Annotated in this window: 22 protein-coding genes and 1 tRNA gene; 14 read left to right on the top strand and 9 right to left on the bottom strand. The window is 72.4% G+C overall.

Going from position 1 to position 23,293, the window contains the following annotated elements; translation table 11 throughout:
* Positions 1–66: 66 nt before the first annotated feature.
* Positions 67–804 (top strand): TerD family protein, encoded by a 738-nt coding sequence (locus tag ACZ7N4_RS02380; RefSeq protein WP_471352871.1) that lies wholly within the window; start codon positions 67–69, stop codon positions 802–804.
* 16 nt (positions 805–820) lie between these two features.
* On the opposite strand, the gene ACZ7N4_RS02375 is transcribed toward ACZ7N4_RS02380, so the two are convergent.
* Positions 821–1,558 (bottom strand): TerD family protein, encoded by a 738-nt coding sequence (locus tag ACZ7N4_RS02375; RefSeq protein ID WP_471352869.1) that lies wholly within the window; start codon positions 1,556–1,558, stop codon positions 821–823.
* Between the two features lie 176 nt (positions 1,559–1,734).
* Here ACZ7N4_RS02375 and ACZ7N4_RS02370 point away from each other — a divergent pair, with 176 nt between their 5' ends.
* From ACZ7N4_RS02370 to ACZ7N4_RS02360, 3 genes are read left to right on the top strand one after another with little or no spacing between them, the layout of a single operon-like run.
* The gene (locus ACZ7N4_RS02370; RefSeq protein WP_471352867.1) at positions 1,735–2,901 is read left to right on the top strand and encodes an HpcH/HpaI aldolase/citrate lyase family protein; all 1,167 of its coding nucleotides are present in this window, start codon (positions 1,735–1,737) and stop codon (positions 2,899–2,901) included.
* Between the two features lie 27 nt (positions 2,902–2,928).
* Entirely contained in the window at positions 2,929–5,433 is a 2,505-nt protein-coding gene (locus tag ACZ7N4_RS02365) for a phosphoribosyltransferase (protein ID WP_471352865.1), read from the top strand.
* Positions 5,433–6,245, top strand: a complete 813-nt coding sequence (locus tag ACZ7N4_RS02360; protein ID WP_471352863.1) for an HAD family hydrolase — start codon at positions 5,433–5,435, stop codon at positions 6,243–6,245. The genes ACZ7N4_RS02365 and ACZ7N4_RS02360 overlap by 1 nt, the downstream gene beginning before the upstream one ends.
* 18 nt (positions 6,246–6,263) lie before the next feature.
* Here ACZ7N4_RS02360 and ACZ7N4_RS02355 read toward each other — a convergent pair whose 3' ends face one another.
* Positions 6,264–6,482: an FmdB family zinc ribbon protein gene (locus ACZ7N4_RS02355; protein ID WP_471352861.1), complete on the bottom strand. Its 219-nt coding sequence runs from the start codon at positions 6,480–6,482 to the stop codon at positions 6,264–6,266.
* Between the two features lie 210 nt (positions 6,483–6,692).
* Here ACZ7N4_RS02355 and ACZ7N4_RS02350 point away from each other — a divergent pair, with 210 nt between their 5' ends.
* The 3 genes from ACZ7N4_RS02350 (at position 6,693) to ACZ7N4_RS02340 (ending at position 11,570) form a co-directional block, all read left to right on the top strand.
* The gene (locus tag ACZ7N4_RS02350) at positions 6,693–8,942 is read left to right on the top strand and encodes a transglycosylase domain-containing protein (protein WP_471353149.1); all 2,250 of its coding nucleotides are present in this window, start codon (positions 6,693–6,695) and stop codon (positions 8,940–8,942) included.
* A gap of 44 nt (positions 8,943–8,986) precedes the next feature.
* Positions 8,987–10,279 (top strand): polysaccharide deacetylase family protein, encoded by a 1,293-nt coding sequence (locus ACZ7N4_RS02345; RefSeq protein WP_471352858.1) that lies wholly within the window; start codon positions 8,987–8,989, stop codon positions 10,277–10,279.
* Positions 10,280–10,433: 154 nt separating this feature from the next.
* Positions 10,434–11,570 (top strand): amidase domain-containing protein, encoded by a 1,137-nt coding sequence (locus ACZ7N4_RS02340; RefSeq protein WP_471352856.1) that lies wholly within the window; start codon positions 10,434–10,436, stop codon positions 11,568–11,570.
* On the opposite strand, the gene ACZ7N4_RS02335 is transcribed toward ACZ7N4_RS02340, so the two are convergent.
* Positions 11,558–12,157 (bottom strand): DUF4383 domain-containing protein, encoded by a 600-nt coding sequence (locus ACZ7N4_RS02335; protein ID WP_471352854.1) that lies wholly within the window; start codon positions 12,155–12,157, stop codon positions 11,558–11,560. The genes ACZ7N4_RS02340 and ACZ7N4_RS02335 overlap by 13 nt on opposite strands.
* A gap of 83 nt (positions 12,158–12,240) precedes the next feature.
* Positions 12,241–13,635 carry a hypothetical protein gene (locus tag ACZ7N4_RS02330; protein WP_471352852.1) on the bottom strand — a complete coding sequence of 465 codons (1,395 nt, stop codon included), beginning with the start codon at positions 13,633–13,635 and terminating at the stop codon, positions 12,241–12,243.
* 170 nt (positions 13,636–13,805) lie between these two features.
* On the opposite strand from ACZ7N4_RS02330, the gene ACZ7N4_RS02325 reads away from it, so the two are divergent.
* A tRNA-Val gene (locus tag ACZ7N4_RS02325) sits at positions 13,806–13,877 on the top strand.
* Positions 13,878–13,922: 45 nt separating this feature from the next.
* Here the strand turns inward: ACZ7N4_RS02325 and ACZ7N4_RS02320 are convergent.
* Entirely contained in the window at positions 13,923–14,264 is a 342-nt protein-coding gene (locus ACZ7N4_RS02320) for a hypothetical protein (RefSeq protein ID WP_471352850.1), read from the bottom strand.
* An 85-nt stretch (positions 14,265–14,349) separates the two neighbouring features.
* The gene (locus ACZ7N4_RS02315) at positions 14,350–15,249 is read right to left on the bottom strand and encodes a ketopantoate reductase family protein (protein WP_471352848.1); all 900 of its coding nucleotides are present in this window, start codon (positions 15,247–15,249) and stop codon (positions 14,350–14,352) included.
* A 93-nt stretch (positions 15,250–15,342) separates the two neighbouring features.
* Here ACZ7N4_RS02315 and ACZ7N4_RS02310 point away from each other — a divergent pair, with 93 nt between their 5' ends.
* The 3 genes from ACZ7N4_RS02310 to ACZ7N4_RS02300 all read left to right on the top strand — a co-directional run bounded on the left by ACZ7N4_RS02310 (position 15,343) and on the right by ACZ7N4_RS02300 (position 17,161).
* On the top strand, positions 15,343–15,573 hold the full coding sequence (locus ACZ7N4_RS02310; RefSeq protein ID WP_471352846.1) for a DUF2277 domain-containing protein: 231 nt from the start codon (positions 15,343–15,345) through the stop codon (positions 15,571–15,573).
* 245 nt (positions 15,574–15,818) lie between these two features.
* The gene (locus ACZ7N4_RS02305; RefSeq protein WP_471352844.1) at positions 15,819–16,268 is read left to right on the top strand and encodes a DoxX family protein; all 450 of its coding nucleotides are present in this window, start codon (positions 15,819–15,821) and stop codon (positions 16,266–16,268) included.
* Positions 16,269–16,546: 278 nt separating this feature from the next.
* Entirely contained in the window at positions 16,547–17,161 is a 615-nt protein-coding gene (locus ACZ7N4_RS02300) for a DedA family protein (protein WP_471352842.1), read from the top strand.
* Between the two features lie 17 nt (positions 17,162–17,178).
* Here the strand turns inward: ACZ7N4_RS02300 and ACZ7N4_RS02295 are convergent, their stop codons facing one another.
* The gene (locus tag ACZ7N4_RS02295; protein WP_471352840.1) at positions 17,179–17,823 is read right to left on the bottom strand and encodes an HNH endonuclease family protein; all 645 of its coding nucleotides are present in this window, start codon (positions 17,821–17,823) and stop codon (positions 17,179–17,181) included.
* A 387-nt stretch (positions 17,824–18,210) separates the two neighbouring features.
* Here ACZ7N4_RS02295 and ACZ7N4_RS02290 point away from each other — a divergent pair, with 387 nt between their 5' ends.
* Together ACZ7N4_RS02290 and ACZ7N4_RS02285 are read left to right on the top strand one after the other, a co-directional pair.
* Positions 18,211–18,792 (top strand): TMEM165/GDT1 family protein, encoded by a 582-nt coding sequence (locus tag ACZ7N4_RS02290; RefSeq protein ID WP_471352838.1) that lies wholly within the window; start codon positions 18,211–18,213, stop codon positions 18,790–18,792.
* Between the two features lie 171 nt (positions 18,793–18,963).
* A complete protein-coding gene (locus tag ACZ7N4_RS02285) occupies positions 18,964–19,632 on the top strand; it encodes an HAD family hydrolase (RefSeq protein ID WP_471352836.1) in 669 nt (222 codons plus the stop codon).
* A 63-nt stretch (positions 19,633–19,695) separates the two neighbouring features.
* Here ACZ7N4_RS02285 and ACZ7N4_RS02280 read toward each other — a convergent pair whose 3' ends face one another.
* Positions 19,696–20,598 carry a peptidoglycan-binding domain-containing protein gene (locus ACZ7N4_RS02280; protein WP_471352834.1) on the bottom strand — a complete coding sequence of 301 codons (903 nt, stop codon included), beginning with the start codon at positions 20,596–20,598 and terminating at the stop codon, positions 19,696–19,698.
* Between the two features lie 130 nt (positions 20,599–20,728).
* Here ACZ7N4_RS02280 and ACZ7N4_RS02275 point away from each other — a divergent pair, with 130 nt between their 5' ends.
* Entirely contained in the window at positions 20,729–22,768 is a 2,040-nt protein-coding gene (locus ACZ7N4_RS02275; RefSeq protein ID WP_471352832.1) for an MDR family MFS transporter, read from the top strand.
* Here ACZ7N4_RS02275 and ACZ7N4_RS02270 read toward each other — a convergent pair.
* A complete protein-coding gene (locus ACZ7N4_RS02270) occupies positions 22,752–23,270 on the bottom strand; it encodes a GNAT family N-acetyltransferase (protein ID WP_471352830.1) in 519 nt (172 codons plus the stop codon). The two genes, ACZ7N4_RS02275 and ACZ7N4_RS02270, sit on opposite strands and share 17 nt — an antisense overlap.
* Positions 23,271–23,293 lie beyond the last annotated feature (23 nt).

The raw sequence follows: 23,293 nt of genomic DNA, 5'->3' as shown, positions 1-23,293 counted from the left end.
TCTGAGCGGGGCGGCCGGCACGGCCGGCCGCCCCGTCGGCGTCACAACGGGTACCTGGGGGCGGGAATGGGTTTCTTCGACGGGCTGCTGGGCGGGCGCGCCGCCGACTTCGACTCGGGCAACGCCTCGAGCAACGCCATCGAACTGACCAGGCGGCACCAGACGGTGTCCCTCACCAAGCAGCAGGCGGCCACCGGCAACCTGCGCGTCAACCTCTCCTGGCGGATGCGCACCTCCGACTTCGACGGGATGCAGCGGCCCAGCCTGTTCCGGCACCCCCTCAAGGCGCTGAAGCCGCCGGAGGTCCTGGGCCACGGTCAGAGCATGGTCAACGTCGACCTCGACCTCGGCTGCCTCTACGAGCTGGCCGACGGCACCAAGGGGGTCGTACAGCCGCTCGGCGGTTACCTCGGCGACGTCAACGCGCCGCCGTACATCAAGCTCAGCGGCGACGACCGGTTCGGCTCGGCGTCCGGCGAGACCATGTACGTCAACCTCGACCACCGGGACGCCATCAAACGCCTGCTGGTCTTCGTGTACATCTACGACCAGACGCCCGCCTTCGACCGTACCCACGCCGTCGTCACCCTCTACCCCAGCAACGGCCCCCGCATCGAGATAGGCCTCGACGAACGCCACCCCCAGGCTCGCTCCTGCGCCGTGGTCATGATCGAGAACATCAAGGGTGAGCTGATGGTCCGCCGCGAGGTCAAGTTCGTCTACGGCTTCCAGGGCGAACTGGACCGCCTGTACGGGTGGGGGCTGCAGTGGGGCCGGGGGTACAAGACGAAGGTGGACAGGTAGGCGCGGCTCGGGCGCCCTACCGCCCGATGAACTGCGGCCCCTGCGGGGGCAGCCGGAAGTAACCGTCCCCCGCCACGGCCGCCGGCGCCGTCATCGGCTGCGGATAGCCGTACGCGGGCGGCTGTGCCGGAACCGCGGACGTCGGCTGCTCCGCGGGCAACGGCGGGGACGGCAGTGACGGCGGCGCCGCGATCGGCTCCTCCTCCATCTCGGACTCGTCCACCGAGATGCCGAAGTCCGTCGCGAGCCCCTTCAGCCCGTTCGAGTAGCCCTCGCCCAGCGCCCGGAACTTCCAGCCCTCCCCGCGCCGGTACAGCTCACCGCAGATCAGCGCCGTCTCCGCGCCGGTCTCCGGCTTGATCTCGAACCGGGCCAGCGGCTCTCCCTCGGCGACCGAGGCGTCGTACAGCAGGATGCACAGCGCCGGCACCCGGTCGAAGGCGACCCCGTCCGCGGAGGCCACCAGCAGGATCCGGCCGACGGCCGGCTCCACACCGGAGAGGTCTGTCTGGATCGTGTCGGTGAGCCCCTCGGTGATCCGCTTCTTGCCGAGCCGCCACACTGTCCCGGAGGGATGCCGGGGCTGGTTGTAGAAGACGAAGTCCTCGTCGGAGCGCACACGGCCGTCGGGGCCCAGCAGCAGCGCCGACACGTCCACGTCCGGTACGTCCTGTCCGGGCGTCCAGCGCAGCACGGCGCGCACCGTGGTGGCCTCCAGCGGGACGTTCGACCCCTTCAGCATCGCGTGCGTCATGCGGTCATCCTGCCCTCTCGGTCCTGGTCACGACAATGCGGGGGGTGACGGTGCCGACATGGGCGGGTCACCGGAAATTCATGCCCGCCGGGAACCCCCGACATGGATCCGTACGTACTATTACCGGCCACCCTTTACCGAACACAGAGGCTCGGCTCACGCCCCGAGGGAGTCCTATGCGTCATTTCGGGCACATCGCCCCCGAGGTGCGACAGCGCCTCTTCCATCAGGAGCCGTGCGCGTTCACTGCCGACTCCCCGGCCCGGCTGCTCTCCGCGGCCCTGGGCGCCACGCTGTACAGCCCGGCCACCCGGCCCCGGCTCGCCGACGACATCGTCAAACAGGCCGGCAACGGCGTGGTCTCGATGGTGCTGTGCCTGGAGGACTCGATCGACGACGCGGACGTCGGGCCCGGGGAGGAGAACCTGGTCCGGCAGTTCGCCGAGCTGGCCGCCCGGCCCGGTGTGGAGCCGCCCCTGCTGTTCATCCGGGTCCGCGCCCCCGGGCAGATACCGGACCTGGTCCGCCGTCTCGGCCCGGCCGTGCGCCTGCTGTCCGGGTTCGTGCTGCCCAAGTTCACCGAGGAACGCGGCATCCCCTTCCTGGAGGCCCTCACCACGGCCGAGCGGGCCTGCGGCCGGCGCCTCTTCGCCATGCCCGTCCTGGAGTCCCCCCAGCTGCTCTACCGCGAGTCCCGCGTGGAGACCCTGGAGGGGATCTTCCGCGCGGTCGACAAGTACCGCGACCGGGTGCTGGCCCTCCGCCTCGGCGTGACCGATTTCTGCTCCTCCTACGGCCTGCGCCGCGCCCCCGACATGACCGCCTACGACGTCCAGATCGTCGCCTCGGTGATCGCCGACGTCGTGAACATGCTCGGCCGCGCCGACGGCACCGGCTTCACCGTCACCGGCCCGGTCTGGGAGTACTTCCGCGTGTCCGAACGCATGTTCAAGCCGCAGCTGAGGCAGAGCCCCTTCCTGGAGGTGCAGGCCGCCGAGCTGCGCGCGAAGCTGATCGAACACGCCATGGACGGACTGCTCCGGGAGATCTCCCTCGACCAGGCCAACGGCCTGCTCGGCAAGACCTGCATCCATCCCTCGCACGTCCTGCCCGTCCACGCGCTCTCCGTGGTCAGCCACGAGGAGTTCAGTGACGCCCAGGACATCCTGCGGCCGGAACGCGGCGGCGGGGGTGTACTCCGGTCGGCCTACACGAACAAGATGAACGAAGTGAAACCGCACCGTGCCTGGGCCGAGCGGACCCTGCTGCGCGCCGAGGTGTTCGGCGTCGCGGGCGAGGACGTCGGCTTCGTGGAACTGCTCGCCGCCGGCATACCCGGCTGAACCCTTCTCCCCCTCTCCAAGGAACGCATGAACAACGCAGTGAACGACGGGGTCTGGTCCGGCAGCTGGGTCGCCGAGCGGCTCGGGGTCGCGCTCGTGGGCGACGACGCGCTCCCGGCGCTGCTGGGGCTCGCGCTGCGGCGCAACCCCAAGCGGGCCCACCTGCTGGTCTCCCACGTCCTCGGCAAGCACGTGCCGCAGTCGCCGGCCGTGGTGTACGAGCACGGTTTCCGGCTGGGCCGGCGGGTGGCCGCGCTGCTCGGCGAGGACGGGCAGGGGGCCGGTGCCGTCGTCCTCGGCTACGCGGAGACCGCGACCGGCCTGGGGCACGCCGTCGCCGACGGGCTCGGTTCCGCGCCGTATCTGCACTCCACGCGGCGGGAGGTGCCCGGGGTGGTCCCGGCGGGCGGGTTCGAGGAGTCGCACTCCCACGCCACGTCGCACCTCCTGCTGCCGGAGGACCCCGGTCTGCTGGCCGGGGACGGGCCGCTGGTGCTGGTGGACGACGAGTTCTCCACCGGCAACACCGTGCTCAACACCATCCGTGATCTGCACGCGCGGTATCCGCGGCGGAGGTACGTGGTGGTCGCCCTGGTCGACATGCGGTCCGCCGAGGACTCCGGCCGGCTGGAACGGTTCGCCGCGGAGATCGGGGCGCGGGTGGATCTCGTCGCCGCCGCGTCCGGGACCGTACGGCTGCCGGAGGGGGTGCTGGAGAAGGGGCAGCGGCTGGTCGCGGAATGCGAGGCCGCCGGGAGCGGGACCGAGGGGGTCGCCCCCGCCCGGGCGGCGGAGCCGCACACCGTCCCGTCCCGCGTCCCCGAGGGGGCGCACCGGCCCGGCCGGGTCACCCAGGTCGACCTGCACTGGCCTCCCGGGCTCCCCGACGGCGGGCGGCACGGCTTCACCCCCGCCCACCGGGCCCGTCTCGAAGCCGCCCTGCCCGCCATGGCCGCCCGCGTGCGCGACGCCCTGCCCGCCGGCGCCCGCCGGATCCTCGTCCTCGGCTTCGAGGAGCTGATGTACGCACCGCTGCGGCTCGCCCGCGAGCTGGAGCGGAGCATGGACGCCGAGGTGCGGTTCTCCACCACCACCCGGTCGCCCGTCCTCGCGGTGGACGACCCGGGGTACGCCATCCGTACCCGGCTGGTCTTCCCGGCCCACGACGACCCGGCCGACGGGCCCGGCGAACGGTACGCCTACAACGTGGCCGGTGCCGGCTTCGACGCCGTCGTCGCGGTGGTCGACTCCGTCGCCGACACCCCCGCCCTGCACGCGCCCGACGGCCTGCCCGCCGCCCTCGCCGCGCACGTCCCGCACGTCCTGCTCGCGGTCGTACCCTCGTACGTCCCGCACCCTCCCGAAAGGCCGGTCATGCTGCCCGAGCCCCTGCGCGGCCCCGCGTTCTCCTCGTACGCGCCGGAGGAGGTCGGCTGGCTGCTGCAGGACCTGTCCGCCGTGCCCCTGGAGGCGCCGACGGAGGAGCGGGAGGAGGCCGTCCAGAGCGGCGGTGCGCACTACGCCGAGTCACTGCCGGTGGAGTACCAGCCCAGCGCGCAGTACCAGGAGCTGTTCCACGCGGCGCTGGAGGAGTCGGCCGCCCGGATCGCGCGGGCCGTCGGGGTGGTGACCGAGACCGTCGTCGCCGAGCGGTCGCCGCGGCCGGTGCTGGTCTCCCTGGCCCGCGCGGGCACCCCGATCGGGATCCTGATGCGCCGCTGGGCGCAGTTCCGGCACGGCCTGGAGCTTCCGCACTACGCCGTGTCGATCGTGCGCGGCCGGGGCATCGACGCCAACGCGCTGCGCTGGCTCGCCGACCGCCACGACCCCCGGGACGTCGTCTTCGTCGACGGCTGGACCGGCAAGGGCGCGATCACCCGGGAACTCGCCCGGGCCGTCGAGGAGTTCGAGGCCGCCGAAGGGGTCACCGGGTTCGACCCGGAGATCGCCGTCCTCGCCGACCCCGGCTCCTGCGTGCGCACCTACGGCACCCGCGAGGACTTCCTCATCCCCTCCGCCTGCCTCAACTCGACCGTCTCCGGCCTGGTCTCCCGTACGGTGCTGCGCGCCGACCTGGTCGGCCCGCACGACTTCCACGGCGCCAAGTTCTACCGCGAACTGGCCGGCGCGGACGTCTCCGTGGCCTTCCTCGACGCCGTCTCCGCCCGCTTCCCGGAGGTCGCCGACGCCGTCGACGGCGCGGTCAAGGAGCTGCTGGCAGCCGACCGCACCCCGACCTGGGCGGGCTGGCGGGCGGTCGAGCGGATCAGCGAGGAGTACGGCATCCACGACGTCAACCTGGTCAAGCCGGGCGTCGGCGAGACCACCCGGGTGCTGCTGCGCCGGGTGCCGTGGAAGGTCCTCGCGCGGGCGGGGGCGGGCGCCGACCTGGACCACGTGCGGCTGCTCGCCGAGCAGCGCGGGGTGCCGGTCGAGGAGGTCGGCGACCTGCCGTACACCTGCGTCGGCCTGATCCACCCCCGGTACACGCGGGGCGCGACGGGCGCCGACGGCAAGGCGGTGACCGTCTGATGCCGGTGCTGGTGGCGAGCGACCTCGACCGTACGCTCATCTACTCCTCCGCGGCCCTCGCGCTGACCATGCCGGACGCACGGGCGCCCCGGCTGCTGTGCGTGGAGGTCCACGAATCGAGACCCCTCTCCTATATGACGGAGACGGCGGCCGGTCTGCTCACCGACCTCGGGGACGCGGCCGTGTTCGTGCCGACGACGACCCGGACGCGCAAGCAGTACCAGCGCATCAGCCTTCCGGGTCCGCCGCCCGCGTACGCGATCTGCGCCAACGGCGGCCATCTGCTGGTGGACGGGGTCACGGACGCCGACTGGCACGCGAGCGTGCTGGCGCGGCTCGCGGACGAGTGCGCGCCGCTGGAGGAGGTGCGCGAGCACCTGCTGCGCTCCGCGGACCCGGTGTGGGTGCGCAAGCACCGGGTCGCGGAGGACCTGTTCGCCTATCTGGTGGTGGAGCGCGAGCTGCTGCCCGAGGACTGGGTGAAGGAGCTGGCGGTGTGGGCGGAGAACCGCGGCTGGACGGTCTCCCTCCAGGGCCGCAAGATCTACGCCGTCCCGAAGCCGCTCACCAAGAGCGCGGCCGTCCGCGAGGTCGCCCGGCGCACCGGCGCGGAGCCGACCCTGGCCGCCGGTGACTCCCTGCTCGACGCCGATCTGCTCCTGGCCGCCGACAGGGGCTGGCGCCCGGGCCACGGCGAACTGGCGGACACGGGCTGGACGGCTCCGGCGGTCAGTGCCCTGCCGGAGCGGGGCGTACTGGCGGGGGAGCGGATCCTGCGGGAGTTCCTGAGCGCGGCCGGGCGGCCCGTGTAGGGGGCGCCCCGTGGGCGGCTACCCGCAGCACCCGCCGCCGCAGCACCCGCCCCCGCCGGCCCTGGGCGCGGGCGCGGGTGTGGCGGACGACACGCCGCCCACGGAAACGGTCGACAAAAGCTTCACCGTGTCGTCGTGCCCGGCGGGGCACGACGCGGGAGCGGCCGACTCGGCCATCGGTCGGTTCAGTTCGAACGTGTCGCCGCAGGTCCGGCAGCGGTACTCGTAGCGAGGCATACGCTCAGGTTAGCCGTCAAGGCCCGGCCGGGGGCGTCTCAATGTTTCCTGAGTGTTGCTTTCCATCCGGCATATGTGCAGGGCATTCGAAAACGTTACTGATAATTTGTGAACGCCGTTGCGAGGATGCTCAGCTCACCCGCGCGAGCAAGACCGAGTGCGGAGGGAGACGCAGGCGTGACCGATGCGTCGCAGGGGGAGGGCGGCCCCATGGGGGGTGGCCGTGGCGAGAAGCCGAAGGGCGCCGACGAGACCCTGCATCTGAGGGTGGACGCCCTCAGGGCGGACGAGACCATGCAGTTGCGCGTCCCTCCGCCGCCGGAGCCGCCCGCTCCGGGTGGCGGCCGTGCGGAGCGCCGCCGTGGCGCGCGCTCCGCCGGACGGGAGCGCACCGCGACGACGGGCGGCGCCGTCACGGCCGCGCTCGCGCCGCTCGGCCGCCTGCTGGACCCGCTCGGGCGCGCGCTCGCGCCGCTCGGCCGCCTGTTCGCGCCCCTGGCCCCGTACGCGCGCCGCATGGCTCCGTACGCGCGCCGGTTCAAGCCGGTCTATCCGCGCCCCGGCCGCGCCGGCTGGCGGCGCTGGATACCCTCCTGGCGCCAGTGGCTCGGCGCCACCCTGACCTCGTTCGGTCTGCTCGGCGCGTTCCTCGTCACCGCGTACGCGATGACCGACATACCGGACAACCTCAACTCGTACGCCACACAACAGGACAACGTCTACTTCTGGTCCGACGGCACGCCCATGGCCCGCACGGGCTGGGTGCAGCGGCAGGCGATGCCGCTGAAGGACATCCCCCCGGACGTCCGCTGGGCGGTGCTCGCGGCGGAGAACGAGAGTTTCTACTCGGACCCGGGCATATCCGCCAAGGGCATCACCCGCGCGGTGTTCCGCACTCTGGGACAGGGAGACACCGAGGGTGGATCGACCATCACCCAGCAGTACGTCAAGAACGTCTACCTGACGCAGAACCAGACGGTCAGCCGCAAATTCACCGAGGCGATGATCGCCCTCAAGCTCGACAACAAGATGAGCAAGGACGAGATCCTGGAGGGCTATCTCAACACCAGCTGGTTCGGCCGCGGCAGCTACGGCATCCAGCGCGCCGCCCAGGCCTACTACGGCAAGGACGTCGGCAAGCTCAACGCCTCCGAGGCGGCCATGCTCGCCTCCCTGCTCAAGGGCGCCGGCCTCTACGACCCCACCCTCAACAAGGCCAACCACGCGCGGGCCGTCGAACGCTGGTCCTGGATCCTCGACCGCATGGTCAAGATCGGCAAGCTGTCGCCGCAGGAACGGGCCACGTACACGAAGTACCCGGAGCCGCTGAAGAGCAACCCGCTGTACAACACCGGTGCGCAGAGCGACTACCTGGTGGAGCTGGCCTCGCAGTACGCCAAGAAGGCCGCCCACCTCACGGACAAGCAGTTCGACCTCGGCGGCTACCAGATCTACACGACCTTCGACCGCAAGCGGGAGAAGGCCCTCACCGACGCCGTCACCCAGGCCCGCAAGAAGGCCCGGCAGGACGACCCGGCGGTGGCGAAGAACGGCCACTACGGCGCCGCCTCGGTGACCGCGGACGGCCGGATCCTCGCCGTCTACGGCGGCCCGGACCACCGCACACAGGGCTACAACGAGTCCAACGCGACCACCGTCCCGGCCGGCACCGCCTTCACCCCGTTCGTCTACGCCGCCGGACTGGAACACGGGGTGCACACCACCCGCGACGGGCCCGCCACCCCGGTCACCCCGGACAGCGTCTACGACGGCGACGACGGCGTCCCCGTCACCACCCCCGAGGGACCGTACTGGGACCGCAGCGGCAAGAAGGTCGCCGCGCACAACGACGGCGGCAGGTCCTACGGGAAGATCACCCTGCGCGAGGCGATGGCGAAGTCGGTGAACACCCCGTTCATGCAGCTCGGCATGGACGCCGGCCTGGACACCGTCCGCCGGACCGCCGTCGGCTCCGGGCTGCTGTCCTCCAGCATGGGACCCCAGGTCCCCGCCCTGTCGCTGGGCAACTCCACGCCCAGCGCGATCCGGATGGCCAGCGGCTACGCCACCTTCGCCGCCGGCGGCACCCACACCGAGCCGTACTCGGTGCGCCGGATCACCCGCAACGGCTCCCCGGTCCCGCTCGCCACCCCGCACCCCGAGCGCGCGGTCGGCGCCAAGGTGGCCGAGGAGGTCACCGAGGCGCTAGGCGACTCCTTCCGCACCGCCCACCCCGAGGCGGCCGCCGGCCGCACCGGGGTGTCCGGGAAGGCCGGCACCACCGAGAAGGACACCGCCGCCTGGTACGTCGGCACGGCCGACTCCGTGTCCACCGCGATCGTCGTCTACCGGATCGACCTGGCCAGATCCCTGGAGCCACTGCCGCTCAAGGGCCTGGCCGGAACGTCCGCCAACAGCGTCCCGTATGCCCTCTGGTCGGCAGCGACGGGCCTCGGCTGAGCCGGGGTCCCGTGCACCCTCCCCTTCCGCAGAATGAGCCGCGCATGCCCCGCAAGATGTCGTCGTCAGGCCGTCGTCGAGCCCCCCGCCGCCGCAGTGCGCCCCGCGCCACCCGACCACAGGTCCTGACACTGGCCGCCCTCCTCGTCGTCGCCTCGCTGGTCGCCGGATTCCTGGCACTGTCGGGCACGGACGGCGACGGCACGCCCGCCGCCGCGGCCGGCAAGAAGCCCACGTCCGCGCCGAAGGCCTCACCGACCCCGGAGTGGGACGGCAGGACGAAGATCCTCGGCGACGGCTCCACCTCCTACACCGGCCCGCAGAAGGGGCAGTTGAAACCGGTGCCCCTCAAGCCCGGTGAGAAACCACCGCAGTTCGTGGTCTTCTCCTGGGACGGCGCCCTGGAGGGCGGCGACCACCTGTTCTCGCACTACCGGGAGCTGGCCAAGGAGTACAACGCCCACATGACCTTCTTCCTCACCGGCATCTACCTGCTGCCCAAGAGCAAGAAGGCCCAGTACCACGGCCCGATGCACTCCCCGGGCGACGCCGCGATCGACTACGCCACCGACGACCACATCCGCACCACACTGGAGCAGCTGGGCAAGGCCTACCAGGACGGCAACGAGATCGGCACCCACTTCAACGGCCACTTCTGCGGCGCCAAGGGCGGCGGCGACTGGAGCGTGCAGGAGTGGAAGAGCGAGATCGACCAGTTCTACTCCTTCGTGGAGCACTGGAAGACCAACACCGGCTGGAAGGACGTCCCCCCGCTGCCCTTCGACTTCAAGAAGGAGGTCGCCGGCGGCCGCGCGCCCTGCCTGGAGGGCCAGCCCAACCTGCTGAAGGCCATCAAGAGCTACGGCTGGCGCTACGACGCCAGCTCCCCGGGCGACTTCCAGATATGGCCCGCCAAGAAGAACGGCATCTGGGACTTCCCGCTCCAGCTGCTGCCGTACACGAACGACGTCCAGGCCCTGTCCATGGACTTCAACTTCCTCTACAACCAGTCCGACGGCGAGACCCAGGGCGACCCGGCCAAGTTCTCCGAGTGGGAGCAGATGACCGTCGACTCGTACATGAAGGGCTTCAACCGCGTCTACTACGGCAGCCGGGCCCCGCTGTTCATCGGCAACCACTTCGAGGACTGGAACGGCGGCATCTACATGAAGTCCATCGACCAGGTGGTCAAGGACGTCTGCACCAGGAAGGGCGTCAAGTGCGTGTCCTTCAAGGAACTGTCCGACTGGCTCGACGTCCAGAAGCCGCAGACCCTGGCCGCCCTGCGCAGCCTGGACCCCGCCCAGGCGCCCGACTGGTCGGCGGTCGTCAAGTGACAAGTACGCGCAAGTGATTCCACTTGTGCAACCCCCTTCACAACCGCCGCACCCGGCGTGGCAAGATGCCCCTCGCCCGGTAGGTGTACCGGCGTAGAGGGGATCATCATTGAAATCTAGAAGACTGAGCCGTGGGCGGCGCCGTACGGCCATAGTGACCGCCGCGGCCGCCTCGGTGGTGGCGGGCGTGGCCCTGGTGCCCAACTGGAGCGCGGGCGCGGCCGTCACCGACGACCCGACGGTGGACGCGGCCACCAAGGCGACCTTCCAGAAACTGGCCGACGCGGTCTTCACCGACCGCACCCAGGCCCTCGTGGACGGCGCCGGCAAGCAGCAGACCCGGCACACGTCCGGCTTCTCCGGCTCCGTGCGCCTGTCCGGCGGACAGACCCGCCAGGAGAAGTCCGCACTCGACGCCCTGCGCGACCGCCGCAGCCGCCTCGCCCGCCTCGGCGAGACCTACCGTGCCGGCAGCACCAAGGTCACGCTGGACGCCACCCAGGTCAAGGGCCGCCACGCCAAGGTCGCCGTCACGGAGACCACTTCGCTGACCTACGACAAGGTCACCGGCAAGAGCCCCAAGACCACCGGGTTCCAGGCCCACCACGAGCTGACCTTCCGGGCCGACCAGCACGGCACCTGGCAGCTCACCGGCATCCGCGACACCGACGACGGCTACCTCGCCGTCAACCAGGTCGCCAAGCCCGCCGTCGCCAAGGTCAAGACCGCCGGCGACGACGACGGGCCGCCCTCCGCGACCCGCTCCGCCACCACCTGGCCCGCGCCCGCCAACGCGAAGAACTTCTCCGCGACCGGCTACGACTACAAGGCCATGGTGGCCTACGCCCAGAAGTACTGGAACAACTACAACACCGCCTACCCCGACTTCAACGGGCAGGGCGCCGGCGGCGACTGCACCAACTTCGTCAGCCAGGCCCTGAAGGCCGGCGGCTGGAAGCACGTACCCGGCTACACGTACGACTTCCACAAGTGGTTCGGGAACTCCGACATCCAGTCCGACTCCTTCGTCGGCGTCAACGAGTTCTCCTGGTTCGCCCTGTCCTCCAAGCGGGCCACCAGCCTCGCCAACGTCTACCAGCTGGACCTCGGCGACGTGCTGCAGATGGACTTCAACCGCGACGGGTCCAAGGACCACTCGATGATCGTCACCTACCGGGACCGCCGGGGCGTGCCGTACGTGAGCTACCACTCCACCAACACCTACAACAGGTCGGTGGCCAGCCTCGTCGCCTCGTACCCGAACGCGGCGTTCTACGCCTACAGGACCTGACCCCGTCCCGGCTGACGCGGGCCCTGCCGCCCCTGAACCTCCCGCCGCTCCGGCCGCATCCGCTGCTCCGGCGGGGAGGTCTCCGGGTGGCGGGCCCGCCAGTACGGGTTGTCGTGCGGCAGATTGTGGCCGACCCGGCCGTACATGCCGAACGTCATCAGCAACAGGCCCACGATGAAGCTGAAGAAGACGTTCTGGATCCTGAACGCCAGGAAATTGCCGGTCGTGTCCAGCAGGCCGAGGAACAGGAAGCCGTTCAGCAGGAACAGCACCCCGAGGACCATGTTCAGCGTCGACGCGAGGTTCCCGCCGATCACCATGCCGACGAGCAGAACCGCGCCGATGCAGACCGACAGCACACTCAGCGCGCCGTTGGTGTTCAGCCCGGCGACCGCGTTCCCGCCGGTGTTGAAGAAACCGATGTGGTCCACCAGGCCGAGGATGCCGAAGACGACCAGGAACGCCCCGATCAGACCCGCGCCGACGCGGTAGACGGTGTTGAGCCGGTGGTCGACGGGCAGGTGGTCGTCCAGCCGCGGACGCCGCCGTTCCTCGGCGTTCCTCGAATGCACTGCGTGTGTGGCCATGTCCGCCTCCCTCGGGCGCTAGCGGAGGCCATCCGTCCCCTTCAATATCCGCTTGCCCCGCACCCCCGGCAACACGTCACGGCTCAGTGCCCGGCACCCCGCTCCTCACGGATCCGCGCCACCACCCGCGCCACCGACTGCCGCACCCCCTCCGTCTCGGACAGGAAGTGCCAGTAGTCCGGATGCCGCCCCTCCAACGTGCCGACCGCCCGCTCCAGCCGCGCCACCGCCTCGTCCAGCGGCCCGGCATGCCGCGGATCGGGAGTCGTACGCCCCGTCATCGCCAGCCGCTGGGCGTCCCGGATCGCGAACCGGGTCCGCTCGATCTCCGCCTGCGGATCCTTCTGCACCGCGTTCAGCCGGCCCAGCCGGTCACCGGCCGCCGACACCGCGTCGTCCGTCGCGTTCAGCAGCGCCCGCACCGTCGACAGCAGCGAGGTGGCGTCCGGCCAGCGCTGCTCGTCCCGCGCCGCCCGCGCCTCCCGCAGCCTCAGCTCCGCCTGACGCACGTTCTCCGCCGCCAGCGCCGGCACCTGCTGCAGGTCCTGCCAGCAGGCCGCCGCGAACCGGCGCCGCAGCTCGCTCAGCACCGGTTCCACCTGATCCGCCCGCGTGGTCAGCGCCTCTGCCCGGGTCCGCAGACTCACCAGCCGGTGATCGATCTCCGCCGCCCGCTCCGGAAGCCGCTCGGCCTCCGCCCGGATCGCCCCGGCCTCGCGCTGCACCCACTCGGCCCGCTCCAGCGTCGCCTGCACCCCGTGCTGCCCCGCACCCTGGTTCAGCCTGGTCAGCTCCGGCGCCAGGGACGCCAGCCGCGCCGCGAGCTCCTCCGCCCGCAGGCCCCTCTCGCGTACGGCGTCCAGCGCGTTGCTCGCCGCCAGCAGCGACTGGCGGGCCCGCTCCACGGCCGGCGCCAGCCGCGCCAGCTGCGTCTCCGCCTTGCCGAGCAGGGGTCCGAGCGAGCCGCCGAACCGGTCCAGCTCCTGCCGGGCCCGCACCAGCTCGTCCTTGGCCGCCGTCAGTTCCGCCCGCGCCCGGGCCGCCACACCGGCCTCCAGGTCGTGCCGGTCCAGGTCGTGCGCGTCGACCGCCTCGATGTACCGCCGGCTGACCTCGTCGATCCGCTGCCCGAGCGCCGCGAAGTCCGCGACGGCACGCCGGGCCGCGGGGGAGTCGTCCACCGCCGAGATCGTCTCGATGGAGATGCGCAGGTCCCGCTGCGCGGTGTCGAGTTCGTAGAACGCCGTGGCCGCCGCGTCCTTCGCGGCCTGTGCGTCGGCCCGCTGGCTCTCCGCCCGCCCGCCGAACCACCGCCGGGTCCCCCCGCCGGCGAAAGCGGCCGGCACCGCGAGCACGGCCACCACGGGCAGCCCCGCCAGCACCACGAGGTCCCACAGCGACGAGGTCCCACGCCGGGCCCGTACGGCGGACGACGGCGGGTACGGCTCTCTCACTGGTGTGCCCGGTGTCGCCGTCACATCCCTCTCCCGTGCCGTGCTTCGCGCTGGGTGGTGTCATTGTCCCACCTGGGTAGGACGACGACGGGGGGCGGTCAGTTCACCGGCGCCGGCGGATCGGCGAGGGCACGGGACCCCGACCGCGGATTGCGGCGCAGCCGCCCCGGCGATGTAGGCTGTCGACCTGTCCCGGGTGCGTAGCTCAGGGGTAGAGCGCCTGCCTTACAAGCAGGATGTCGGCGGTTCGAAACCGTCCGCGCCCACCGGTCCGGCCCCTCGGAGAGTCCTCCGAGGGGCCGTTCCCGTTCCTACTCCTCCTCGGCCGTCCGCTCGTGGGCGTGCTTCAGCCGGGAGCGGGCCTCCATGCGGTCCGCCGCCGCCACCTCGGCCCAGAAGCGGTGGGTGCTGACGAACACCGCGAGTTCGTGCTCGCGTCGCCGCAGCTTCTCCACCTCGGCCTGCTCGTCCTCCGTCCAGCCCGGGGACGCGGGCCGCTCCACCTTGCGCCAGCCGGTGTCGTCGCTGAAGCCGTCCATCGGCTCGACCGACCAGGGCAGCCGCTTGAGCAGGGCCGACAGCTCGGCCCGGACCTGATGCAGCTCCTCCTGGCCGGCGAGGAGGTCACTGGGGAATTCATAGGTCGTAGCCACGGCGCAATGCTACGCCTGTTCGATTTTCTGGTGCGAGGCCGAAGGGGGGATCCGGGCGAGGTTCAGCCGAACGGGTGGCCGGGGCTCAGTGGCCGGCGGCCCGCAGCTCCCGCACCAGCCGTTCCGTCACCGGCACCGGAACGGCATGCCGCTCGGCCGCGCGCAGCAACGCCCCGCCGATGGCGTCGAGTTCGAGCGGGCGGCCCGCCTCGGCGTCCCGCTGCATGGACGACCTGGCAGCGCTCGGGAAGGCGTCGTACCGGGCCAGGGCCCGGGCCGGGTCGGCGGGGGCGCCCGAGGCGTGGCTGACGGCGGCCGTCTCGGCGACCATGGCCTCCAGCTCGTCCCGGTGCCGGGTGCGGACCGTGCCGAGCGGTACGCCGTAGCGGGTGGTGAGCAGGGCGAACGGGGCGAGGAACGCCATCTTCGCCCACAGGGCCGCCGTCTCGTCCCCGGCCACCCGGGCCGTCGCACCCGAGGCCGAGAGGTGACCGGCCAGCGCGTCGAGGCGGGCGCGGGGCACGGCGTCCCCGGCGAGGTCGACCTCCGTGAACGGGCTGCCGTGCTCGATCACGCCCGGGGCGGTCCGCGTGGACTCCACCCGGATCACGGCCGGGGCCACGAGCTCGGGGCGGTAGCGGGCGCGCAGGGCGGCGGGGTGTTCGACGCCGTTCAGCAGCGGCACGAGCAGGGCGTCGCCGAGGGCGGCGGGCGGCACCCGGGTGAGCGCGGCGTCGAGTGCGGTGTGCTTCACGGTGACCAGGCAGGCGTCCACCGGTGCGCGCAGCTCGGTGTCCGCGTCGACGGCGGCCGTGAAGTCGCCGAACTGCCGGCTGCGGACCGTGATGCCGCAACGGCGCAGGGCGTCGGCCGTGGCCTCCCCGGCCAGGCAGACCACGCGGTGGCCGGAGCGCGACAGCAGGGCGGCGAGCAGGCCGCCGGTGCCGCCGGGGCCGAGGACGGCCACGGTGAGCGGATGCGTCATGGAGTTGTCCTTTCGACGGTCGGCCCCGGGAGTCGGTGGCCGCCTTCGCGACGATCATGGCAGCGCGCGGCTCTCCCGCGCCAGACTTGTCTCATGTGCCGGAGTATCAAGACCCTGCGTCCGCCCGTGCTGCCCGGTGAGGCCACGGACGAGGACATCCACGCGGCCGCGCTGCAGTACGTCCGCAAGATCTCGGGCTTCCGCGCGCCCGCCGCCCACAACCGCGAGGCCTTCGACCGGGCGGTGGCCGCGGTGGCGCAGGCGACGGCGGAACTGCTCGGGGACCTGGAGGTGCGGGGGCGCTCGGTGAGGCCCGCCGGGTAGCGCCCGGCGCACCGCTTCCTCACCTGACCCACAGTCGGCAGCCCTCACGAGGAGACTCTCCCGTCCGGTGCGCCCCAGCGCGGGCGCGCCGGGCGTCCGGGGCATGCGCCGGACCTTGGATGTTGAACTTGCAAGCATTGATTAGGTTCGCCTAACCTGGCCTCCCGTTCGGTACCGCCGCCCCCACGACCGGCCTGCTCAGTCCCCGGCCGGCCCGACCGACACCGAAGAGGAGAGATCCCCTCATGTCCGCACGCCTCAACTCCGCTCAGCCCTATGCCATCGGGCTCTTCCGCGCCGTCCTCGGCCTGCTCTTCGCGGTGCACGGCACCGCCTCCCTGTTCGGCGTCCTCGGCGGCGCCGCCGGCACCGACGGCGGCACGATCGCGGCCGGCACCTGGCCCGGCTGGTACGCGGCCGTGATCCAGCTGGTCGCCGGCGGCCTGGTGCTGCTCGGCCTCGGCACCCGCGGCGCCGCGCTGGTCGCCTCCGGCTCGATGGCGTACGCCTACTTCGACGTCCACCAGCAGGCCGCGCTGTGGCCCATACAGAACGGCGGTGAGCTGCCGGTCCTGTTCTGCTGGGGCTTCCTCCTGCTGGTCTTCACCGGTTCCGGCGCCTTCGGCCTGGACCGGCTCTTCGCCCGGCGCACCGCGGCGGAGCCCGCGGCGGAGCGGCAGCCGCTGGCGGCCTGACCGGACCCGATCCGGGCACCGAACCCACCGGCCCCGGCAATCCGCCGCACCCGGGCAATCCGCCGGGCCCGGCAATGCACCGGACCCGGCAATCCACCGGGCCCGCAATCCACCGGCCCCGGCAACCCGTCCGACCCGGCCAGCCCACCGGACCCGGCCAGCCCACCGGACCCGGCCGGCCCACCAGACCCGGCAACCCACCAGAACCCCGGCGAACCTCCTGTCACACCCCCCGCGTACGCTGTATGGCTGTCAATGGGGGAGTGGCGGGAGTCGTCGTGTTGGAGAGCGTGGGGTCGCTGGCGGCCGGACCCTGGATCTATGCCGTGGTGGCCCTGTCGGTGCTGCTCGACGTGTTCCTGCCGGTCCTGCCGAGCGGGGTGCTCGTCATCACCGCCGGCACCGCGGCCGCGGCCGGTACCGGTGCGGCGGCGGGCGGGGTGCCGCACGACGTGCCGGACATCCTGGCGCTGATCCTGTCCGCCGCGACCGCCTCCGTCCTCGGTGACCTCGTGGCCTACCGCCTGGCCTGGCGGGGCGGGGAGCGGCTGGACCGGGCGATAGCCCGCTCCCGGCGGCTGACCGTCGCGCAGGAACGTCTCGGCGAGGCCCTCGCCCGGGGCGGCGGCGCGCTGGTCGTCCTCGCCCGCTTCGCCCCGGCCGGCCGCTCGGTCGTCTCCTTCTGCGCGGGCGCGGCCCACCGCCGCGCCCGCGACTTCCTGCCCTGGTCCGCCCTGGCCGGCCTGTCCTGGGCCGCCTACAGCGTGGCCCTCGGCTACTACGGCGCCCAGTGGCTGGGCGCCTCCTGGCTGGCGACCGGGGTCTCGGTGGCCGCGCTGTTCGGCGCCGGCGCGGCGGCGGGCTTCCTGGTGCGCCGCCGCCCGGCCTCCTGAGCGGCTGTCCGCAGGACTCAGCAGCCGGCCAGGTAGTTCGTCAGCGCGCTCTTCTCCGCCGAGTCGACCGACAGGTTGTAGTAGTACTTCACCTGCACCCACGCCCGCACGTACGTGCACACGTACGCCGACCGCGACGGCACCCACGTCGCCGGGTCCTGGTCGCCCTTGGCCTGGTTGACGTTGTCGGTCACGGCGATCAGCTGCGGCCGGGTCAGGTCGTTGGCGAAGGCCTGCCTCTGCGCGGTGGTCCACTTGCCCGCGCCGGAGTCCCAGGCCTCGGCCAGCGGGACGAGGTGGTCGATGTCGAGGTCGGACGCGGCGGTCCAGGTGGCGCCGTCGTACGGGGAGTACCAGCTTCCGCCGGTGGCGGCGCAGGAGGAGTCGGTGACGACGTTCGTGCCGTCCCGCTTGAGGACCGTCTCCCGGGTGTTGCAGGCGCCGCTGATGGTGATCCAGTGCGGGAAGAGATCACGGTCGTAGCCGGTGCGATTCTCGGTGGCCACGGTGAGCTGGGAGAGGTAGGTGCGGGCGGTGGCGGCGCTGACCGGGGTGGGGAGGGCGGCGGAGGCGCTGGGCGAGTTGAACAGGGCGACGGAGGCGATCAGGCCGGTGAGCGCCGCGAGTATGCTCGTCCGTCGACGCGCGTAGAACCTGGACATGCGTGAACTCCCTTGTGGGGTCGGGGTGTTGGTGCGCGAGCGAGGGAATGCTCGCGGTGCGGTGTGGCCGGGGAGTGAGCGCTCGGTAAGAAGCTAGTGACGTGCGCATGTCACGACAAGGTTGACGACGGAACTTTCACATCCCGTACGATGGGGAGCGCAGAAGGGGAGTAGCTCTTCGCCGGACCGTCGACATACTGCTCAGCGAGCCTGAGCCGGCGCCCGGAGGCGGACCGTCGTGTTCCATCGACGTCCGTCAGCGAGACCTTCGGCAAGCAGTGCACGCCCGTGCCCCCCGGCGCGGGCGCCGAGTGCGCTGCCGTGCCGAGGTGTCATCGCGTGACGTACCGCACTCTCGGCGGGGCAGCCCCGACCGATTGAGGATCCTTGATCAGCATCACCGTGACGGCGCTCGTCTTCGGCATCGTCTTCCTCGCCGAACTGCCGGACAAGACCGCGCTCGCCGGCCTCGTCCTCGGCACCCGCTACCGCGCCTCGTACGTCTTCGCGGGCGTCGCCGCCGCCTTCCTGCTGCACGTCGTGCTCGCCGTGGCGGCCGGCAGCGTGCTCACCCTGCTCCCGCAGCAGATCGTGCACGCCCTCACCGGCGTCCTCTTCCTCGGCGGTGCCGCGATGCTGCTGCTGCAGAAGGGCGAGGACGAGGAGGAGATCAGGAAGCCCGCCGACCAGTCCTTCTGGAAGGTCGCGGGGACCGGCTTCATGCTCATCCTGGTCGCCGAGTTCGGCGATCTCACCCAGATCATGACCGCCAACCTGGCCGCCCGCTACGACGACCCGCTCTCCGTCGGCCTGGGCGCGGTGCTCGGCCTGTGGGCCGTCGCCGGACTCGGCATCGTCGGCGGAAAGGCCCTGATGAAGCGCGTACCGCTGCGGCTGATCACGCAGATCGCCGCGCTGCTCATGCTGGGCCTCGGCGTGTGGAGCCTGTGGGAGGCCGTGAGCGGCTGAGCGAACGGCGGGTGAATGCTCGCCGGGGGTGGTGGCGGGATCACGGCCGGGTTTTGTACCGTAGAGAAACAAAGTGGCTCCCGCCCGTTTTCCCTGACCGGCGGGCGGGGCCGCCTTGTCCCTCCCGACGTCCCACCCGACACGGGACCTCTTTCCTTCCTGGAGCTGCCGATGCCGGCCACCGCCACGCCCACCGTCCTCACCGCCCGTGCCCTCCTGCTCGACATGGACGGCACCCTCGTCAACTCCGACGCCGTGGTAGAGCGCATCTGGCGGCGCTGGGCCGAGCGGCACGGGCTGGACGGCGACGAGGTGATGAAGGTCGTGCACGGCAGGCAGGGCCACGCCTCCATGGCCGTCCTGCTGCCCGGCCGGCCCGTCGAGCAGAACCTCGCCGACAACGCCCGCATGCTCGCCGAGGAGACCGCCGACACCGACGGTGTCGTGGAGATCCCCGGTGCGCGCGCGTTCCTCGCCGCGCTGGCCGGGCTCCCGCACGCCCTGGTGACCTCCGCCGACGTCGCCCTGGCCACCGCCCGTATGAACGCCGCCGGGCTGCCCCTGCCGGCCGTCCGCGTCACCGCCGAGTCGGTGGGCGCGAGCAAGCCGGATCCCGAGGGGTTCCTCAAGGGCGCCGCCGAGCTGGGCGTCGACCCGGCCGACTGCGTGGTCTTCGAGGACTCCGGGGCGGGCATCGCGGCGGGGCGCTCCGCCGGGGCGACCGTGGTGGGCGTCGGCCCGCGTGCCGTCCTCCACGATCCGGACGTGGCGGTGCGGGACCTCACCCGGGTCCGGGTCGAGGCGGCGGCCGACGGCACGATCCGGTTGCACATCGGCTGACGGGCGGGTGGGATCCGCCGGTTTTCCGGTGCCGGTGCCGGTGCCGGTGCAGGTGCCCGTGTCTCACGGCTCCGTCGTCTCCGCCTCCAGGGCGCTCCGCGTCGCCGGGCCGTAGGTGCCGAGGGCGTCGCCCGTGACGCCCCGTGCCAGCTGGTAGTTGCGTACCGCGTCCTCGACCGGGCGGGTGAAGACGCCGTCGATCCGGTCGCCGTAGAGGTTCAGCCGGCGCAGCCGCTGCTGGAGCTCGGTGACCTCCGGGCCGGTGTCGCCGCGTCGCAGTACCGGGGCCACGGCGGGGGTGGTGCCCGGTGTGGCGGTGGCCGTCGCGGAGGGGCTCGGGGAATCCGTGGGGGAGGGGCTGCCGGAGTCGGTGGCGGTCGGGCTCGGGGACCGTGACGGGGAGGGCGAGGCCGGGGCGGCCGGTGTCGCGGGAGCCGGCGGGCGGGGGGTGGCCGGGGGGATCGGCGCCCTCGGTGAGGCAGGGGCCCGTGTCGACGCTTCCGGGATGCCCTGCCTGACCTCCCGGGCCACGTGGTCCCGCGCCGGCGCCTGGTACGAGAACAGGGCGGCACCCGTCGCCGCCGCGACGGCCAGCGCCGTGCCCGTCACGGCCAGCAGCGCGGTACGGCGGGAGCGGGGCCGCTCGGCCCCGGACGCGGGGGCGGGCTCGGGGGCGGCCCGGACCGGGGTGGGCCGGGTCGTCGCGGCGGGCGGTGCCGGAGGTGCGGGCGCCCGTGCGGCCGGGAGCGGCCCGGACGCCTCGGGCTCCGGCACCCCGTCCGCGCCGGAGACCTCCACATACGGCCGTATCCGCAGCGGGTCGAAGTCCTCCGCCGCTGCCGCCTCGGCCGTGCGCGCCTCCCGCAGCGCCGCCGAGGCCCGCTCGGTGCAGTCGCAGGACGGGGTGTTGTCCGGCCCCCTCGGCGCACCGCACTCCGGGCACGTGGTGCCCCGCTCCTCCGTCACGCCTGTTTCCCCTCCCCTTGGGAACTTCAGAGATTATGCGGATCCCCTTCACGTCCGCAGGACTCGACAGGCCACAAGTGCTGACACCCACCACGATGGAAGAGGTGCACCCGAGCCCCGGGAGGTCTCCATGGCCCTGGACACGCACGGCACGGCGAAGGACGTGGGCAGCGGCGAACACGTCCCGGGCAGTGTGCTGGTGCCGATCGGCGCGCTGCTGCTCGGACTCCTGCTCGCCGCCCTCGACCAGACCATCGTCGCGACCGCGCTGCCGACGATCGTCAGCGACCTGGGCGGCCTGGAGCACCTCTCCTGGGTCGTCACCGCCTATCTGCTGGCCTCGACCGCCGCGACTCCGCTGTGGGGCAAACTCGGCGACCAGTACGGCCGCAAGCGGCTGTTCCAGACCGCCATCGTGATCTTCCTGATCGGCTCGGCGCTGTGCGGCATGGCGCAGGACATGCCGCAGCTCATCGCCTTCCGGGCGCTGCAGGGGCTGGGCGGCGGCGGGCTGATGGTGCTGTCCATGGCGATCGTCGGCGACCTCGTGCCGCCCCGCGAACGCGGGCGCTACCAGGGCCTGTTCGGCGCCGTGTTCGGCGCGACCAGCGTGCTCGGACCGCTGCTCGGCGGGCTGTTCACCGAGCACCTGAGCTGGCGCTGGGTGTTCTACGTCAACCTGCCCGTCGGCGTCGTCGCGCTCGCCGTGATCGCCGCCGCCCTGCGCATCCCGCGCCGCACCGCCCACCACGTCATCGACTACCTCGGCACGTTCCTGATCGCCGCCGTAGCCACCTGCCTGGTGCTGGTCGCCTCGCTCGGCGGTACGACCTGGGCGTGGGACTCGGCGCAGATCATCGGGCTCGCCGTGCTGGGCGTGCTGCTGGCCGTGGCGTTCGTCGCCGTCGAGCGGCGCGCCGCCGAACCCGTGCTGCCCCTGAAACTCTTCGGCATCCGCACCTTCAGCCTCGCCGCCGTCATCAGCTTCGTCGTCGGCTTCGCCATGTTCGGCGCGATGACCTACCTGCCGACCTTCCTCCAGGTCGTGCACGGCATCTCCCCGACCCTGTCCGGCGTGCACATGCTGCCCATGGTGGCCGGACTGCTGCTGTCCTCGACCCTCTCCGGGCAGATCGTCAGCCGCACCGGCCGCTGGAAGGTCTTCCCCGTCGCCGGAACCGCCGTCACCACCCTCGGCCTGCTGCTCCTGCACCGGCTCGACGAACACAGCCCGACCGCCGAGATGAGCGTCTACTTCTTCGTCTTCGGCCTCGGCCTCGGCCTGGTCATGCAGGTCCTGGTGCTGATCGTGCAGAACGCCGTCTCCTACGAGGACCTGGGCGTCGCCACCTCCGGTGCCACCTTCTTCCGCTCCATCGGCGCCTCCTTCGGCGTGGCCGTCTTCGGCACGGTCTTCGCGAGCCGCCTCGGCGACAAGCTCACCGACGCCTTCCGGGGCGTACGCCTGCCGCCCGGCACGAGCGCCGGCGCGCTGAAGGCCGACCCCCGGGGCATCGCCGCCCTGCCGCCCGCCCTGCGCCCGGCGGCCCTGCACGCCTACGCGTCCGCCATCACCGACGTCTTCCTCTACGCCGCCCCCGTCGCCCTCGTCGGCTTCCTGCTGGCCTGGTTCCTGAAGGAGGACCGGCTGCGCGGCTCGGTCACCGCTCCGGACGTCTCCGAGACCATCCCGCCCAACCCCGTGGAGCGCTCCTCCTACGACGAGGTGTGCCGCGCCCTGTCCGTCCTCGGCACCCGCGAGGGCCGCCGCGAGGTCTACCGGGAGATCACCGAACGGGCCGGCTACGACCTGCTGCCCGCCGCCAGCTGGATGCTGCTGCGCATGCGCCGCTACGGCTCCGTCGAACCGGCCGTGCTGGCCGAGCGCAGCCCCGTCCCGCTCCAGGCGGTCATGGCCGCCGCCCGCCAGGTCGAGGAACGCCGGCTCGCCGAACGCCGGGGCCTGGACCTCGTCCTGACCGCCACCGGCCGCGAGGCCGCCGAACGGCTCGCCACGGCCCGCGAGGAGTCCCTGGCCGAACTGCTCGGCGACTGGTGGCAGCCCGGCCGCTCCACCGACCTCACCCACCTGGTCCGGGACCTCACCGGCGAACTCTGCGGAGCCGAACGCGAACGCCCGCACAACGGCACGGTCACCCGGGCCGGTTGACGGCCTCCGCCGACGGCAGCTCCTTGCGGAACCAGTGTTCGGCGTACGGGTCGGCGTTGTGCGGTCCGGTCTCCGTGTAGCCGAGGCGGGTGTACAGGGCGCGGGCCTCGACCAGGTCACCGCGGGTGTCGAGGACGATCCGCCGGGCACCCAGCGCCCGCGCGGCCTCCTCGGCGGCGGCCACCAGCAGCGCCGCCCCGCCCCGGCCGCGCATCCCCGGCAGCACGAACACCCGGGTCAGCTCGGCGGTGTCCGCGTCCAGCAGCCGTACGCCGGCCGAACCGGCCGGTGTGCCGTCGTACCGGCCGATCAGCAGCCGCCCGCCCGGCGGCACGAGGTCGCCGCCCGGGCGCGCGGCGATCTCCCGCTCCAGCTCCTCCGGGTCGGTGGGGTGCCCCTCGTGCAGCAGGTACCAGCGGTCGCTGACCTCCGTGTAGTACGCCCGCCACAGGGCGGCGGCGGCCGGGGAGTCGTACGGTTCCGGAGCGATCGTCCATGTCATGCCGGCCATTGTCGGGAGCGGCC

The organism is Streptomyces sp. NPDC107654 (assembly GCF_055639035.1).
The sequence above is the reverse complement of the archived record's forward strand: the minus strand, read 5'-3'. Positions and strand labels throughout refer to the sequence as shown.